This window comes from Solwaraspora sp. WMMB762 (assembly GCF_049179115.1).
GTDB lineage: Bacteria > Actinomycetota > Actinomycetes > Mycobacteriales > Micromonosporaceae > Micromonospora_E.
The window spans coordinates 2,208,192-2,225,163 of sequence record NZ_JBMHMD010000001.1 but is presented as its reverse complement, the minus strand read 5'-3'; the positions used below and the strand labels follow the sequence as shown (position 1 = coordinate 2,225,163).

7 protein-coding genes are annotated in these 16,972 nt (G+C 68.5%); all 7 read left to right on the top strand.

Annotated features, from left to right (window positions below; all coding sequences use genetic code 11):
* The first annotated feature begins 29 nt into the window (after positions 1–29).
* The 7 genes from ACN27J_RS09745 (at position 30) to ACN27J_RS09715 (ending at position 16,964) form a co-directional block, all read left to right on the top strand.
* On the top strand, positions 30–524 hold the full coding sequence (locus tag ACN27J_RS09745; RefSeq protein WP_421365306.1) for a hypothetical protein: 495 nt from the start codon (positions 30–32) through the stop codon (positions 522–524).
* Entirely contained in the window at positions 521–3,532 is a 3,012-nt protein-coding gene (locus ACN27J_RS09740; RefSeq protein WP_421365304.1) for a DUF6636 domain-containing protein, read from the top strand. Before ACN27J_RS09745 ends, ACN27J_RS09740 begins: the two co-directional genes overlap by 4 nt.
* Before the next feature lie 60 nt (positions 3,533–3,592).
* Entirely contained in the window at positions 3,593–4,141 is a 549-nt protein-coding gene (locus ACN27J_RS09735) for a hypothetical protein (protein ID WP_421365302.1), read from the top strand.
* Positions 4,142–4,280: 139 nt separating this feature from the next.
* The gene (locus tag ACN27J_RS09730; protein WP_421365300.1) at positions 4,281–14,990 is read left to right on the top strand and encodes a LamG-like jellyroll fold domain-containing protein; all 10,710 of its coding nucleotides are present in this window, start codon (positions 4,281–4,283) and stop codon (positions 14,988–14,990) included.
* A 9-nt stretch (positions 14,991–14,999) separates the two neighbouring features.
* Entirely contained in the window at positions 15,000–15,407 is a 408-nt protein-coding gene (locus ACN27J_RS09725; RefSeq protein WP_421365299.1) for a hypothetical protein, read from the top strand.
* Between the two features lie 135 nt (positions 15,408–15,542).
* Complete coding sequence (locus tag ACN27J_RS09720; protein ID WP_421372173.1) at positions 15,543–16,112, top strand: suppressor of fused domain protein; 570 nt, start codon at positions 15,543–15,545, stop codon at positions 16,110–16,112.
* A 297-nt stretch (positions 16,113–16,409) separates the two neighbouring features.
* Positions 16,410–16,964 (top strand): hypothetical protein, encoded by a 555-nt coding sequence (locus ACN27J_RS09715; RefSeq protein WP_421365297.1) that lies wholly within the window; start codon positions 16,410–16,412, stop codon positions 16,962–16,964.
* Positions 16,965–16,972: the final 8 nt, after the last annotated feature.

Genomic DNA, 16,972 nt, shown 5'->3' with positions numbered 1-16,972 from the left:
TCCGTGGACCGTCGGAATACGCTGGTCCGGTGGCGACAATCGCAGATGCTCTACAGGACGTCGTGGCCGATGTGGCATCCGACGAACTGGATCTTTTGGCAGCCGTGACCCACAGCTTCTACGGCAGCGACATTTCCCGCCGGGCCACCGTGCGCGGCATCCTGCTCGGCAAGGGCCGCGACGCCGCCCTCGGGTTTGGCGCCGTCGAAGCAGGCCAGCTCGTGGCGTCCCTTGCCCTCATCATCCTCAACGGGGTAGCGACCAATGTCCTCAGTGGCTACGCCGAACACCAGATCAACGACCTGGGTCGCTGGCTGGCCAGCCGTCGGCTCGCCCGTCAGCTGACCTCAGCGGCCCCGGCCGCCGAGGCCACGCCGTTGCCGAAGCTCACCCCAGGTGAGGCGGCGGCGGTCGGCGAACTTGCCAGGCAGCTGGCCCACAGCTGCGGTCTGTCCACCGACACCGGCACCCGGCTGTCCATCACCCTGGCAGCCAAACTGATGGAAGATCCAACCGGGCAATGACCGGGAACCCGCCCGGCCGGGCGCTCACCGCCGCCGACGCGTTCCGGCTGCCACCTGCCACCGCCGGCCGGTTCCTGCTGCTGATCCTGACCGCACTGGTCAGCTCCGGCTATGCCTACTACTGGATCGGTGTCGCCTACCAGCCCGACCTCGGCGCGAGTCTCTTCCAGTGCGGCGCCCGCGCCTACGAGACGGTGGAAGCGGTGGAGCCGGCGGCGTTGGTCGCCGCGTTCGACCGCTGCCAGTACGGCGTGAACCTGCGTATCGCCGCGTACCTGGTGGTGCCCGGGGTGCTCCTGGCGGTCGTCACCGCCATCATCTACCTGGCCACCCCCTGGTGGGTGCTCCGCCGGGGAGTCCTGCTACTCGACACGATGGCCGCCACGTCCGCTGCGGCACTGGTCCGCGAGGCCGTCGCCGCATCAGGACATCGGGTACGGGTCCATGTGAGCGTCGCACCACTGGTCGGTCTCGCCCGGACCTTCGGGCGGCTCCGGCACTACCGAATCCTGCTCGACGCACGTCTGCTGCGCGCCACCCCCCAGACACAGCGCACGCTGCGGGCGGTGCTCGATCACGAACTGGGCCACTTGGCGAACCGGGACGTCGACCTGACGTCGATGACCATCGCGGTCTGGTGGGCCTTCCTGGCCGTGGTCGGCGTCCCGTCGGCTGTCGCCGTCGCCCTACGACCAGCCGATCTGATCGGCCTGGTCTGGCCGATGACCGTGCTGATCGTGATGATGTGGCTGATCCGTGTCGCGGTGCTGAGGACCCGTGAGTACTACGCCGATCTGCACGTCGCCCGGTCGGCCCCGCCCGACGACCTGGTGGCGGTGCTGCGGACCATCCCCGACCGTCCCGTCAGCCGCACACCACTCGGCTGGCTGCGCTGGCAACTGCGGTCGGTGCACCACCCGCGCATCCGTAACCGGATCGCCGTACTGCACGGAGCACCCAGGGTGTACCGGCTGAGCCCGGCGTTGGGGGCAGCCGTCGGCCTGCTCCTTGGCTTCGGCTACCCACCCGCCTACTACGTCCTCACGCTGGTGGACGCGAGCAGCAGTGTGCATGTGCGGGGCTGGCTGGTCGCCCTGCTGTTCGGTGGTCTGGTGGCCGCCGTGGTGACTGGCGCGGTGTGGCGGGCGGTGCAGGGCAGCGTCGTGCTCGGCGAACCGCCGCCGCGTACCGGCCGGTTCGCGGTCGCCTTCACCGGCGGCGTCCTGGCCGCACAATATCTTGCCCCGCCGTTCCCGCTCGTGGGCAGCTGGCGCCCGATCGTCCAGTCCGCGCCGCTGATCGGTGTGGCCACCGCCCTGCTGCTGTTGCTGATGACCCTGGTCTACCTGCGCTGGACGGTGCTCGGTGCGTGGACCCGGATGCGGCACGACGCCGGCCGCCGTGCCTACTGGATCGGGGTGATCCAGTCGGCGATCCTCGTCGCGCTGTGGCTGGCGTTCTGGTTCCTCGTCAATGAGATGGTCGTCGTCGGCGTGCCGAGCCTGCGGTCGCTGACCCTGGTCATGTTCACCATTGCGTTGAACCCGGCGCTGCAGCTGACGATCCTGTGGGCGTGCGCCTACCTTGTCGTGGTGTGGCGTGGTCCCCGTACCCCGCTGTTGTCGGCGCTTGTGCTGAGCGGCGTGGTCACCGCCGGATTCGCCGTCGCCGGATGGCCGGTCTATCCGATGCTGAGACGGAGTCTGATCGAGTCGTACGTCACCGGCGAGCAGTCGGCCCTGATCGGTGCGCTGTTGCTGTTGAGTGCCGTGGCCGGTGCGGTCGCTGTCGTCGCCGGAGTAACCGTCGGCTGGACGGCTGGTGGCCGCCGCCGCACCGGTGTCGTCCTGGCAGCGAGTCTGCTGGGGATGGTCATTCCGGCGCTGGCCGCGGTCCCGCTCGTCTACCTGCACGTGGGTCTGGCGCTGTGCGGAGTCGACTCGTCCGGGGTCGACTGCATCTTGTCGTCAGACCTGCCGGAAGTGACCAACGGGGGCATGTCGATGCTCGCGTTCGCCGTGCTGGCGCTCGGCACCGGCACGGCGGTCCTGGCCGGATCTTCGCTGCGGGCGGTCACCGATCGGATGTCCAGCAATCGGCGTCAGGAACCACCGGCCCGTCGTCGAGCAGTGGTCCTCGCGATGTTCCTGCCCGTTCTGACCGCGATGGGGTTCTTTGCCTATGCTGGGACTCCGGTCTGGTTCACCGCCATGTTCACGTCGGCGGCGACGCCCGTCCCACAGGCCGTACTGGACCGGCTGGCGGACCCCGGCACCGAGCCGGTGGCGATGACCCAGGCATGCATCGCGCTGGTCGACGCGACCCGCACCGGAAGTCTCAGCGAGGTGATGGACGGCAGTTACGGCGTCCGGGAAGCCGACGTGACGATGGCCGCGCGGGCAACCCCCGATCTGGTGTTACGGAGCATGTCACGCGAAGCCGAAGCCGGGCTGCGCGCCGGCGACATGACCCGCGCCAGTACCGCGCTGGTGACGATGGCACGCTACTGCACCGCGCTTCCGCCGACCGCGTTCCAACCGGGAGCGTACGGCCCGACACCGCCGCCAGCGGTCGGGGCGCAACCGCCGTCCCCGGTTCCGTCGCCGTCGCCGTCGCCTGCGCCGCCCGATCCGGTCATCGTCGTTATCACCGATCCGGTCATCTTCGCCGCCCCGTCACACAACATCATCTGTCGGCTCGACCCCGCCACCGCGTACGACGGCGAAGCAGCCCGCTGTGACATCGTCGACAAGGAATGGGCGGTGCAGACCCCGCCGGACTGCGAACTCGACTATGGCCGCGCCGTCCAGGTCGAATCCGACGGTGAATCCTACTTCCTATGCGCTGGCGACGGCCCCGGCGGTCAGTACGACTTCGTCCTGGAGTACGGCCACGGGCTGCGGACCGGCGCGGTCGTCTGTATCAGCGAGCCGTCCGGTGTCGAATGCTACAGCGAGTACAGCGGCCATGGATTCCGGCTGTCGCGGGCCGAGTACGACATGTACTGAACACTCGAGTGCGAGAGGGCGCACCGGGCAGGGCCGGACCGAACCGGGTAGGGTGCCGACGTGTCGAAGCGGACAGATGACCTCGGCCAGCGTCGGGCGCGGATCGCCCTGCTGGCCGGCGGTGCCGGGCTGGTCGTCGTCGTGGCGGTGCTGCTGACGGTGGTGCTGTGGCCGGACGATCCCGAGGAGCCCCGCGCCCGCGAGTACCGTGACGTCACCGCCTGCCTGCTCACCGGATCCGCCGGGGTGGCCGACCCGGCCGCCGCACCGGTCTGGGCCGGCATGCAGGACGCCTCGTTGCAGACCCGGGCCAGGGTGCAGTTCCTCGAAGTGAACGGGCCGCAGACCGCCGACAACGCCGCCGGATACCTCGCCAGCCTGGCTGGCAGCCAGTGTCAGCTGGTCCTGGCCGTCGGCGAGGCGCCGACCGCCGCGACGGTCGGGGACGCCACCCGCTACCCGCAGGTCGACTTCGTACTCGTCGCCGAGGGCCAGCCGGCGGGCGACGCCGGCAACGTGACCGTGGTGTCCGACACCGATCCGGCCGCGATTCAGCAGCGGGTACGCGACCTGGTCGCGGCTGCGGTCGGTGACCCGGCTGACGACTGAGCCCGGGATTAAATCGCCGTCGGTTGATCTAAGTCAACCCTCCGTACGGATGCTTGTGCGCTCCGCTAGTGCCGTCGGAGACTGTCCGATGTCGGCGTGATCAACGTCGGACAGTCTTAGTACACGGGGGAGGGCGGCCATGCGCCGTGCCATCAGTCGTGCGTCCCGCCGGATCGCGACCCTGACGCTGCTGCTCTTCGGACTGACCGTGGTGGTGCCGGCCGGTGCCGTACCGGCCGACTCCTGGCCGACGTCGTGGCTGTGGTCGTGGGCCGTCAACCGTCCGCTGTGGTCGGCGGCGGCCGCCGCCCTCGGCGCGCCGGTGATGGCCGGACCGGCACCGTTCACCGGTGAGCACCACGTGCCGGCCGGGGAGACCACCGCAGCCGGCGGCGCGGGTCGCCGGGTCAGCCAGGCAGCCGACACGCTGCCGCCGTACCAGCCGCACGACCCGACGGTGCCGACCACCCCGACCGGTGTCGCCGAGCCCGGATTCGACGCGGCGACCAGCCGCCGGGACGCCGACGAGGCCACCGCCCGCACCGACGTCTACGACAACGCCGACGGTTCCACGACGGTGCGCACCTACAGCCGGCCGGTCAACTACCGGGCCGGCGACGGCAGCTGGCGCCCGATCGACACCGACCTGGTCGAGCGTCGCGACGGGCGGCTGCACATGCGGGCCAACAGCCTGCAGGTGAGCGTTGCCGGCAGCACCGGCGACGCCGACCTCGGGGTGCTGGCGCTGCCCGACGGCAAGCGGGTCGCCTACGAGCTGGACGGTGCCGCCGATGTCGTCGCCGAGACCGACGGCAACACCGCCACCTACCGGGACATCCTGCCGGACACCGACCTGGAGCTGATCACTTTCGACGCCGGGCTCAAGGAGACGTTGGTCCTGCACTCACCGCAGGCCCCGTCGACCTGGACGTTCCCGCTCGACCTGACCGGGCTGACGCCCCGGCTCACCGCCGAAGGCTGGGTGGAGCTGGTCGACGCCGACGGCGACGCCAGGGTCTGGTTCCCGCGCGGGTTCATGGAGGACAGCAACGTCGACCCGCACTCCGGCGCGCCGGCCCAGTCGCCCGACGTCGATTTCGAGCTGGTCGACCAGCCCGGCGGCGGCCAGGCGCTGAAGGTCACCGCCGACCGGGCCTGGCTGGACGACCCGGCCCGGGTCTACCCCGTCCGGGTGGACCCGACCGCCACCACCGGCACCACCGGCGACGTGTACGTCGACAGTGACAACCAGACCACCAACCACAACGGTGACAACCTGCCGGTCGGCACCTACGACGGCGGCGGCGTCAAGGCCCGCTCGTTCATCCACTTCGACGAGTTCGACGACGACGGGTTCATCGGCAAGCGGATTACCGCCGCCAAGCTGAAGCTCTACCTGACCTGGGCCTACAGCTGTTCCGAGCATCGGGCCTTCGCCGTGCACCGGGTCAACCAGGCGTGGACGGTGGCGAACCTGTCCACCGCCAGCCACCCCGGCCCGGCGATCTCCAGCTCGATCGGTTCGCTGACCGTCACCGACAACTATCCGTCCTGCCAGAACACCTCCGGCGACCGCAGTGTCGGCAAGTGGGTGACCGTGCCGCTGAACGTCGCCACCTTCAACGACTGGTCCACCGGAGGGGTCAACGAAGGGCTCGCGCTGACCGCCTCGGAGACCGACTCCAACGGCTGGAAGCGGTTCACCTCGGCCAACTACGGCGGCGGCGCCTACAAGCCGTACGTCGAGCTGACCTACACCGACAACGTCGCGCCGCAGGTCAACGTCCGCTACCCGGCGAACAACGCGGTGACTCCGACGCTGACCCCGGAACTGCTGGTCCGGTCCAAGGACCCGGACGCCTGGCCCAACCAGGGGCTGCGCCACCAGTACGTCGTCTACGACAGCACCGGCACCACCGTGGTGGCCAACTCCGGCTGGGTGACCAGCCCGTCGTGGCGGGTACCGAGCGGCACCCTGGCCTGGAACAAGACCTACCTCTACACGGTCCGGGTGCACGACCAGGTGAGCTACAGCGCCGTATACCCGGCGTACGCGTTCACCACCGGCGTGCCGCAACCGACCCTGGCCGGCAACCTCAGCCAGAACGCCGGCAAGGGCTACGACCCGGGCATCGGCAACTACACCACCTCGGCGACCGACGCGACGGTCGCCACCGTCGGCCCGTCACTGAGTATCACCCGCAGCTACAACAGTCTGGACACCCGGCGTACGTCGGCGTTCGGCACCGGCTGGTCGAGCCTGCTCGACGTGCGGGCCACCGCCGTGCCGGACGCCACCGGCAGCGTCCAGTCGGTGCTGGTCACGTATCCGACCGGGCAGGACATCGCGTTCGGCCGCAACGCCGACGGTACGTTCACCGCACCGTCCGGCCGGTTCGCCACCTTCACCGAGACCCGCAGCGGCACCACCCTGACCGGCTACACGCTGACCGACAAGGACGCCTCCGTCTACACGTTCGGGCAGTCCGCCGGCGGCGGCGTGTTCCGGCTGACCGCGGTCACCGACGCCAACGGCCGCACGCTGACCGTCGACTACACGGGCGGGCTGGCCAGCCGGATCACCAGCGCATCCGGCCGGTCGCTGTGGCTGACCTGGGACACCCCGACCGGTTCGGCGCACCCGCACGTCACCACCGTCGCCACCGACCCGGCCGATCCGGGCACCCCGGCCAGCGCCGAGACCTGGCAGTACGCGTACGGCCCGGACGACACCCTGACGCAGGTCTGCCCGCCGACCGGCCCGAGCGCCTGCCACGGGTACAGCCACACCAGCATCTCCCCGTACGCCAACACGGTGCTGGACACCGGGCCGTACTCGTACTGGCCGCTGTCGGAGCCGGCCGGGGAGACAGTGGCCCGCAGCGCGGTGCTCACCAACGCCGGCATCGACAACGCCCGGTACGCCGCAGTGACCCTCGGCCAGCCGGCGGCCCGCCCCGGCTCGACCGCCACCGTCGCCGCCTTCGACGGCGCCTCGTCGTACCTGCAGCTGCCGGGCGACCTGGTCGCCGACGGCCAGTACCAGACGGTCAGCATGTGGTTCCGCACCACCGCCGTCAACGGCGTGCTGTTCGGCTACAGCGCCGCACCGGTCACCGCCGGCACCACACCCACCACCTACGTGCCGGCCCTGTACGTCGGCAGCGACGGCAAGCTACGCGGCCAGTTCTGGCAGGGCAACGCCGCCGCCGCGATCACCACCGCCGCGCCGGTCAACGACGGCGACTGGCACCACGTGGCGCTCGCCGGGGCCGGCAGCACCCAGACCCTCTACCTCGACGGTGTCGCCCAGGGCAGCCTCGGCGGCATCATCATGCAGCTGCCCGACAACGCCGACAACATCCACGTCGGTGCCGGCTTCATCGGCGGCAACTGGCCCGGCCACCAGAACAGCGGGGTCAGCCCGGCGGCGGCCAGCTACTTCTCCGGCTCGATCTCCGACGTGGCGTTCCACAACCAGGCGTTGCCGGCGGCCACCGTCGCCGCCCTGCACACCGCCGGCACCCGTACCCATCCGGTGCTGTCGACGGTGACCCGGCCGACCGGCGGCGTCACCGCGCAGGTCACCTACCAGGGCACCACCGGCCGGGTCGCCACCGTCACCGACGAGAACGGCGGCGTCTGGACGATGGGCACCCCGACCGTCGCCGGCAGCGCCGACGTGTACGCCGCCTCGGTGCTCGGCGCGAAGCCGGCCGACTACTGGCGTCTCGGCGAGGTAGCGGTGACCGAGGCGGTCAACCAGGTCGACGGTGGCGTCGCCACCTACAACCAGGTGACCCTCGGCGCGGACGGCCCGTTCGCCGGTGCCACCGCCGCCTCCTTCAACGGCACCAGCTCGTACGTCGAGTTGCCACCGGAACGCATCGGCGGCACCGATCCGGCGTCGGTGTCGATGTGGTTCAGGATGCCGACCGGCGGCACCTCCAGCGGTGTTCTCTACAGCTTCCAGACCAACTCGATCACCAGCGGTCTCGTCGCCAACGAGCGGATTCCGGCGCTGTACGTCGGCGCCGACGGCAAACTGCGCGGCAAGTGGTGCTGGTGCGGCAACACCCATCCGCCGATCACCACCACCGGCAGTGTCCGTGACGGCAACTGGCACCACGTCGCGATGACCCTGTCCGCCAGCACCCAGCGGCTCTACCTCGACGGGAACCTCGTCGGCACGCTCAACTACGGAGGCCAGAGCACCCCGGCCGCCTACGCGTACCTCGGTACCGGTTTCACCCCGAGCACCTGGCCGTCGACCTCCGGGGACATCAGCTACTTCCCGGGGCAGATCGCCGAAGCGGCGTTCTTCAGCAGCGAACTCAGCCAGGCGCAGGTCACCGCCCACTACGCCGCGTCGCAGCAGACCGCCCCGGTCGCCGTCACGATGATCTCCGGGGTGGCCACCGCGATCCCGATGCCGGTGTCCCAGGTCGCCGTCACCGGCCCCACCGGCGAGACCCTCTCCTACAGCTACGACCTGGTCAACGGCGGCCGGCCGGTGGCGCAGACCGACGCGCTCGGCAACGTCACCAAGTTCGGCTACGACGTCGGCGGCTACAGCAGCCTCGTCTACGACCCGCGCGGGGTGTGGACGCAGACGTTCCAGGACGTGCGCGGCAACACCAAGCAGAGCGTCAGCTGCCAGGACCAGTCAGCCGACAAGTGCTCGTCGGTGTACTACACCTACTACCCGGACGCGACGACCACGACGCTGACTCCGGACGCCCGCAACGACCTGCTGCTCACCGTCCGCGACGGGCGGTCGGCGTCGGAGACCGACGACACCTACCGTACGTCGTACGGCTACGACACCAGCGGCAACCAGACCACCATCACCGACCCGCTGGGCCGGGTCACCACCACCGGCTACACCGACGGCACCAGCACCGCCGCGTACGGCGGTGGGATCGCCCCGGCCGGCCTGCCGACCCGGGTCACCACCCCGGGCGGCGCGGTGCAGACCGTCGAGTACTACGCCAACGGCGACGTCGCCCAGGTCACCGACCCGAGCGGCAAGATCGACCGGTTCACGTACGACGGGTTGGGTCGCACGCTGACCGAGACGGAGCTCAGCGACACCTTCCCGGCCGGGCTGACCACCACCTACACGTACGACGCGGCCGGGCGGGTGGCGACCGAGACCGGGCCGGCGGTCACCAACCGGGTCACCGGCGCGGTGCACACCGCCCGCACCACCTACACCTACGACGACGACGGCAACGTGCTCACCGAAACCGTCGCCGACCTGACCGGCGGCGACGCGCCGCGCACCGAGCAGCACACCTACAACCAGTACGGCCAGCAGGAGACCTCCACCACCCCGGGCGGCACGGTCACCACCCTCGGCTACGACGCGTACGGCCGGGTGGTCACCGAGACCGACCACGACGGCGGCGTCACCACCAACACGTACGACCACGAAGGCAACCTGCTGACCACGAAGGTGCTCGGCTTCACCGGTGACCCGGACGACCCGCAGCCCGCCACCGACGTGCTGATCTCGGCGAAGTCGTACGACCCGGCCGGGCGGCTGGCCGCCGAGACCGATCCGATGGGCTGGATCACCGAGTACACGTACACCGACAACGGGCTGATCGCCGACGTCACCCGCACCAACGGCAGCTCGTCGTTCGTCGTCGAGTCGAATGAGTACGACGCGGCCGGCAACCTGGTCCGCGAGGTCACCGACGACGGCGCGACTGTCGTCACGTACGCCTACGACGCCGCCGGCCGGCAGACGTCGACCACCGTCGACCCGGACGGGCTGAAGCGCACCACCCACTACGGCTACGACGCCGACGACAACGTGGTCACCGAACGGCAGACCGACGCCGGCGGCGCCACGGTCGGCTTCAGCGAAACCCTGTACGACCCGGCCGGTGAGGTGCTCGCCGAAACCGAGTACCCGTCGATCGCCGACCCCACCCCGGTGCTGCGCTGGCGGCTCGACGAGACCGCCGGGGTCGCCGCCGCCGACTCCGCCGGCAACAGCCCCGGCACGGCCGTCCCCGGCATGTGGTGGACCACCGGCAACGGCGGAGCCGCCGGATTCAACGGCATCAGCTCGGTCATCGAAAGCGACGGCCCGGTCATCGACACCGGACGCAGCTTCACCGTGGCCGCCTGGGTGTACCTGACCGACAAGGGTGACCTGCGCAAGGCGGTCGCCGCCAACGGCGAGCAGCAGACCCCGTTCGACCTGGCCTACGACAAGGCCGCCGACCGTTGGCGGCTGCGGACCAGCACTCTCGACGCGCCGGACGTGACGCAACCGGTCACCGTCGTGTCCACCAGCACCCCGGCGCTGAACACCTGGACCCACCTGGCCGGGACGTACGACGCGGCCACCGGCACCATCAGCATCTACGTCGACGGCACCCTGGAAGGCAGCCAGGGCGGCGCGAAGCCGTTCACCGCCCGCGGCACGTTCGTCGTCGGCGCTGGCATGTGGAACGGATCCCGGGGCAACTTCTGGCCCGGTGAGATCAGCGACGTGCAGGCGTACCAGAAGGCGCTCAGCCCGACCGAGGTCGCCGCCGTGCACGGCGGCACCGCACCGGCAGCCGACGCCCACGTGGTACGGGAGAGCTACCAGGTCGACGCCAACGGCGAGGTCGTCGCGGCCACCGACGCCAACGGCGACACCACGTACATCACGTACGACGAGGGCGGCAACGCGGTCAAGACCACCGCCCCGGCGGCGTACGCCCAGTCGGTCGACAGCCCGTCGCCGGTGCTGGCCAACGCCGCCTCCTGGGTCGGCTACAACACGTTCGATGAGGTCACCGACACCCTCGACCCGTCCGGCAACTGGTCGGTGACCAGCTACGACGCCGACGGCCGGGTGGTCGGTGAGCAGTTGCCGGCGTACACCCCGCCGGGGTCGGCCACCCCGATCACCCCGGAGATCACCTACGCCTACGACGCGTCGGGGCAGGTGGCCTCGGTCACCGACCCGTTCGACGAGACCACCGAGTACACCTACGACCAGCTGGGCCGGCTGACCAAGGTGGTCACCCCGAACGACGGCACCACCCGGTACGCGTACAACCTGGCCGGGGACCTGCTGACCACCACCGACCCGACCGGCGCGGTGGCCAGCTCCACCTACGACTACCTGGGCCGGCAGGAGACCAGCACGGACGTGGTCCGGCAGACCGGCACCAACCACACCACCACGTACAGCTACGGCCCGGGGGGCCGGCTCGCCCAGGTGACCGACCCGACCGGGGTGACCACCGCCGCGACGTACAACGCGGTCGGGCAGCCGCTGACCGTCACCGACGGGGCCGGCAACACCACCGAGTACACCTACGACGGTGCCGGCCGGATGACCCGGACCACCCTGCCCGACGACAGCTACAGCGACGTCGAGCACGATCTGACCGGCCGGGTCCTGGCCACCGCCATGTACGACGCGGCCGGCGTGCAGCTGGTGCGGGAGACCACCAGCTACGACCGGGCCGGCAACGTGACCGCCGCGACCGACGGGCGCGGCACCACCGCCACCTTCGAGTACGACGCCACCGGTGCGCTCACGAAGCACACCCAGCCGATCTCCGGCTCCGACGAGATCGTCACCACGTTCGGCTACGACCTGTCCGGCAACCGGACCCGGTTCACCGACGGGCGCGGCAACGCCTTCTGGACCGGGTACAACCCGTGGCATCTGCCGGAGAAGCAGATCGAGCCGTCGACCACCGCGCACCCGGCGGCGGCCGACCGGACGTTCAGCGTCGCCTACGACGCCGCCGGCCGACCGGTGACCCAGTTCCTGCCCGGCGGGGTCACCATCAGCAGCGAGTACGACGAGATGGGCCAGCTGCTGCGCCAGGAAGGCTCCGGCGCGGAGGCGACCACCGTCGACCGGGTCTTCGACTACGACCTCGGCGGCCGGATGACCGAGTTCTCCGGCGGCGGTGGCACCAACACGATCAGCTACGACGACCGGGACCTGCCGCTGTCGATCAGCGGCCCGGTCGGCAACTCGACGTTCACCTACAACGGCAGCGGGCAGCTGGCCAGCCGGCAGGACGCGGCCGGCACCACCAGCTACGGCTACGACACCGCCGGGCGGCTGGCCAGCCTGACCAACCCGACCGCCGGCGTGACCATGGGGTACGCGTACAACAACCTGTCCCAGGTTTCGCAGATCACCTACGGCGGCACCGGCAACCGTCGGGAGTTCAGCTTCGACGACCTGCACCGGCTCACCGAGGACAGGTTGGAAACCTCCGGTGGTACGCAGATCGCGGCGATCGGCTACGACTGGGACGAAAACGACAACCTGGTCTCGAAGACGACCACCGGGTTCGGTGGTGCCGCTGTCACCAACACTTACAGTTACGACCTGGCCGACCGGTTGACGTCGTGGAACAACGGTTCGGCGACGGTGGTGTACGCGTACGACAAGGCCGGTAACCGGGTGCAGAACGGCGCCAAGCTGTTCACCTACGACCAGCGGAACCGGCTGCTGACCGCCGACGGGACGGCGTACACGTACACCGCTCGTGGCACCCTCGCCGCCGCCGGCACGGTCGCCACGACCGCCGACGCGTTCGGCCAGGTGCACAGCCAGCAGGTGAGCGGTGGTGGGCCGGCCCGCACCTACGACTACGACGGGTTGGGTCGGGCGGTACGGCCGGGGTTCGCGTACACCGGGGTCGGTAACGACCTGGCGGCCGACGACACGGCGACGTATGTGCGGGGGCCGTCGGGTGAGGTGGTGGCCGGTACGGCGGGTGGGACGCAGCGGCTGGTGTGGACGGATCTGCACACCGACGTGGTCGGTCAGTTCACGACGACCGGCACCACCCTGGCCGGGGCGACCACGTACGACCCGCTCGGCAAGGTCCTCGCCAGCACCGGAATCGTGGGGAGTCTGGGCTACCAGTCGGAGTGGACCGACGCGGCCACGTCGCGGGTGAACATGCACGCCCGCTGGTACAACACCGACACCGGGCAGTTCGACACCCGCGACACCGCCGCGAACAGCCCGGTGCCGGACTCGATCGCGGCGAACCGCTACCAGTACGGCGACGGCACGCCGTTGACGACGATCGACCCGACCGGGCACTGGGGCAACCCGTTGAAGGCGGCGGCGAAGCTGGCGTCGAAGGCGACGTCGAAGGTGTCCAGCGTCACCCGCCGGGCGGTGTCCAGCGTGTCGAGTTACGGCAGCGCGGCCTACCAGAAGGCGAAGAAGGTCACGAAGACCGCGGCGAGGAAGGTCACCACCGCCGCGAAGAAGAAGGTCAACCAGGTCAAGGCCAAGGCCGCGAAGGTCAAGAACAAGGTCAAGAAGACGTACGCCAAGGCGAAGAAGAAGGTCAAGAAGAAAGTCAACCAGGCCAAGAAGTACGTGGCGAAGGAGGTCGCCAAGGCGAAACAGAAGGTGAAACAGAAAGTCGCCCAGGTCAAACAGGCGGCGAAGAAGGTCGCAGCGAAAGCGACCCGGGTGGTGAAGAAGACCGTCACCGTGGTGAAGGACGCGGCGAACGCCACCAAGAAGTGGGTGGTGGAACACAAGGACACCATCCTGGAGGTCGCCGCGATCGCCGGCGCCGTCGTCGCCGGGCTGGCGTGCACGGCGGTCACCGCCGGCGCCGGCGCGGTCGCCTGCATGGTCGGCGCGGGCGCGTTGATCAACCTGGCGAAGGACGTCGCGCAGGGCGACATCCACTCCGTCGGTGATGCCCTCGGCTCCCTCGGCACGGGGGCGATCATGGGCCTGGCCGGCGGCGCCGGTGGGGCGATCGCGGCGAAGGTCGGCACCGCGATCGCCGCCAAGGCCGGCTCCGGAGTGACCGCCCGACTGGCCAGCGACGCCGTCGAGAACGGCATCTCCGACGTCATCTCCCAGGCCGCCACCACCGGACGCGTCGACCTGAAAGCCGCCGCCCTCGGGACGGTACCGGGACTCAACCTCATCGGCCGCAAAGGCGGCGGAGCAGGCCCCGCACGCGCCCCACCCGGACGCGGCGGCAGCACCGCCGGTCCGTCCGCCTCAAGTGGTCGTGGCGGGTCGGGTCCGGGATGCCGTACGCACAGCTTCGCCCCCGACACCCGGGTGCTGATGGCCGACGGCACCACCCGCCCCATCACCGACATCAACATCGGCGACCAGGTCATAGCGACCGACCCGGTGTCCGGCACATCGCTGCCGAAACCCGTCACCCAACTGCACCGCAACACCGACCGCAAACTCACCGACGTACGGGTCCGCACCAGCGACGGCACCTCCACCGTGGTGGAGACGACACCGAACCACCCCTTCTGGGACGACAACCGGCAGACGTGGGTCAACGCCGGCGACCTCAAGCCGGGTGCCCGACTGCGGGTAGCCGGCCGCGGCGAGGCCACCGTCGTATCGGTCCAGACACGCCGCGACCAACGGGAGATGCGCGACCTGACAGTCGCCCACACCCACACGTACCATGTCATCGCGGGCGACCACGCCGTCCTCGTCCACAACATCGGCGGAAGGAAGGGCGGGTATGGAGATGCTTGCAAGCTCTTTGTCCCCGGACCCAATGCGCATGAATCGATCTCAGCACGCGGTCCGGAGCGTGATTTCACCGCCCAGGAGATCAGAGACGTCAACGCAATCGGTAACAAACGTGGGTGTCACTCATGTTCGGCGACCTCGTCGGGTTTCCCTAGTGGTACGTGGGTCAAGGACCATCAGCCGGTTTCGGCCTTCATTGTTCCTGCGCGGCCGCAGTTGATTGTCCCGCAGATCCTTCTTCCGCAATGCCGAGCTTGCAGTAGTGCGCAAGGCCGGGCGGCTGCCCAGATGAAGCGCGACGGGTTCAATCCCTATGAAGACTTGTGAGGTGGCTTCATGTCGGGTCAATCTGGGTTTTCTTCCACCTATCGACATGGCGTGCCTTGGAGTACGCTTCGAGTCGAAGGGCTAGGTGCGTCGAAAGATATTCCAGAGATCGATTTTTCTGAATCTTTTATGGCCCACAATGAAGGATGCATTACGCTGGCGGTTGCGCCCGCCGAAGTGGAAGTGGAAATGACGGTTGCGACTGAAGGTCCACCCGCTGACCAGACCATCACTTTCGTTGGATCGTTGTCGGTTCCGGACGGCGTTCTTGAGGTCGGTGACCTGGTCGGCGATGATTTTTCGTACCGGTTCCAAGTTCCGTCAGGCGTGGTCGAAGTGGTCGTGTCGGTTGATGTAGTGGAGGAGGCCACAAGGGTTAGCATCATCGTACCTGCGGTTGTGGGCCGGTTGCCATGACGGGCACCGATAGCATCCTGCGGACAGGAGCGAATTCAGGCTCATCGGTCGGCCGGCCCGTAGAGTTGGGCTGGGCGTTGGAGGTGGGTTCCGCTGACGCAGGTGCCGTTGGTGCGGAGGTGTCGGGTGGGTCAAATGTCGTTACTTATCGCGCACCTGGAGAGCCGGCTCGGAACGATCAGGTCGGGGTGGACGCGTGATCCGAACGGAATCGAGTTGCCTTTCCAGGTTGCTGAGTTTGGCGGTGGCGGGCAGCTTGTAGGATCTACCTCCTATGCCACGCTTGGTGTGAGCCGGCATTCTCTCCCGTCTCCAATTGACCAACGTGGTATTTCCCTGGAACTCGTGATGACGACGCACGCCGCGCTGGCTCCTGCTCGGTTTCCGCAAACTCTGCAGCTGATCGCAAACGATCTGCTGGCGCGCCACGCTCCGATCCTGCGCGGACAAACATTCGCGCTGCCGTGGCCGGTGGCGGAAGGTAGTGAGCTGTCATTTCTATATGCGGCTGTTCCGGGCTACTTTGACGAGGAATTCGATTCGGTTGAGATTGAGGACGGTTCTGGCGTTGCTATAGTGTGGATGGTCCCAATTAGTGTTCCCGAAGCTAATTTTGTGACGAGTAGTGGTTGGGACGTGTTTGAACGTAAGCTGGTTTCGGTGGATCCGGATTTGTTAGACTCGGGTAGGCGGTCGATAGTTTAGCAAGTCCGATTGTATGCGGTTCAGCTGATATGGTTTCGGACCGCAGGCGACTCTTGTGGTGCGGTATCTGTCGGTGTCAGCTCGGAGGTTTGCAGGAATGTGCGGAGGCCTGTGCCGCGCGAAACGTCGGTGGGGATATCGCTGATGTCCGCTTTACGCGGGCGGTGCGCCCGCGCGGATCGGGGAGACCTCCGACTGATCAACCGGTATGTGCCGCTTACTGTGAGCCCGCTTACGGGAGGGGCGCGTTTCCGGATCCCGAGACCAGATTCCAATCGGACTTGTAGGAGATGTTAAGTGTGGTGGGAGGTCTCCAGGTACGACTGGTCAAGCCTGGGCAACGCACAGGTTGGTGTGTGGATTGAAGAGCTCGCGGCGACGGAAGACGAGGCGCGGGCGAATGACCTGATGGTCCTGATCGAGGCCGAGGTTGTTCCTCCTAACGGGCCGATGCGTCAAGGAATTGCGTCTGCTGTGGCTGCTTGCATTGCCCAAGGGCTCGTCAGGGCGACTGTAGCCGCTCGGATCGAGCTGTTGTATCTAGCCTTTCAATTGGCAGGGGAGGCGGCTCGGGACCCTGGTGCGGTTACCGTGCGCCGCGAAGTTGGCAATTGTCTACCGATAGTTGCCGAAATCGCAGAGAGTGGATCGCATCTAGAGAGAATGCAATGCATAGATTTCCTATCTATGTTTGGTCGGCTGGATGATTATTGTTACGGCCGGGCGACGTACCTGCTGGGTATGATTGGGGAGACTGGCCGGGATGCGGCCGATGCTGTTGCGATCGAACTCGATGATCTTCGTAAATCGGTCAGTTTTTCGTCGATGGGTAGCGCTGGATTGCGTAGGTAGCGGTCGTA

What these genes read in the sequence shown, in the direction of transcription:
- ACN27J_RS09740 (WP_421365304.1), top strand. Translation starts at nt 521, where the DNA reads ATGACCGGGAACCCGCCCGGCCGGGCGCTCACCGCCGCCGACGCGTTC.
- ACN27J_RS09730 (WP_421365300.1), top strand. Translation starts at nt 4,281, where the DNA reads ATGCGCCGTGCCATCAGTCGTGCGTCCCGCCGGATCGCGACCCTGACG.
- ACN27J_RS09725 (WP_421365299.1), top strand. Translation starts at nt 15,000, where the DNA reads ATGTCGGGTCAATCTGGGTTTTCTTCCACCTATCGACATGGCGTGCCT.
- ACN27J_RS09720 (WP_421372173.1), top strand. Translation starts at nt 15,543, where the DNA reads ATGTCGTTACTTATCGCGCACCTGGAGAGCCGGCTCGGAACGATCAGG.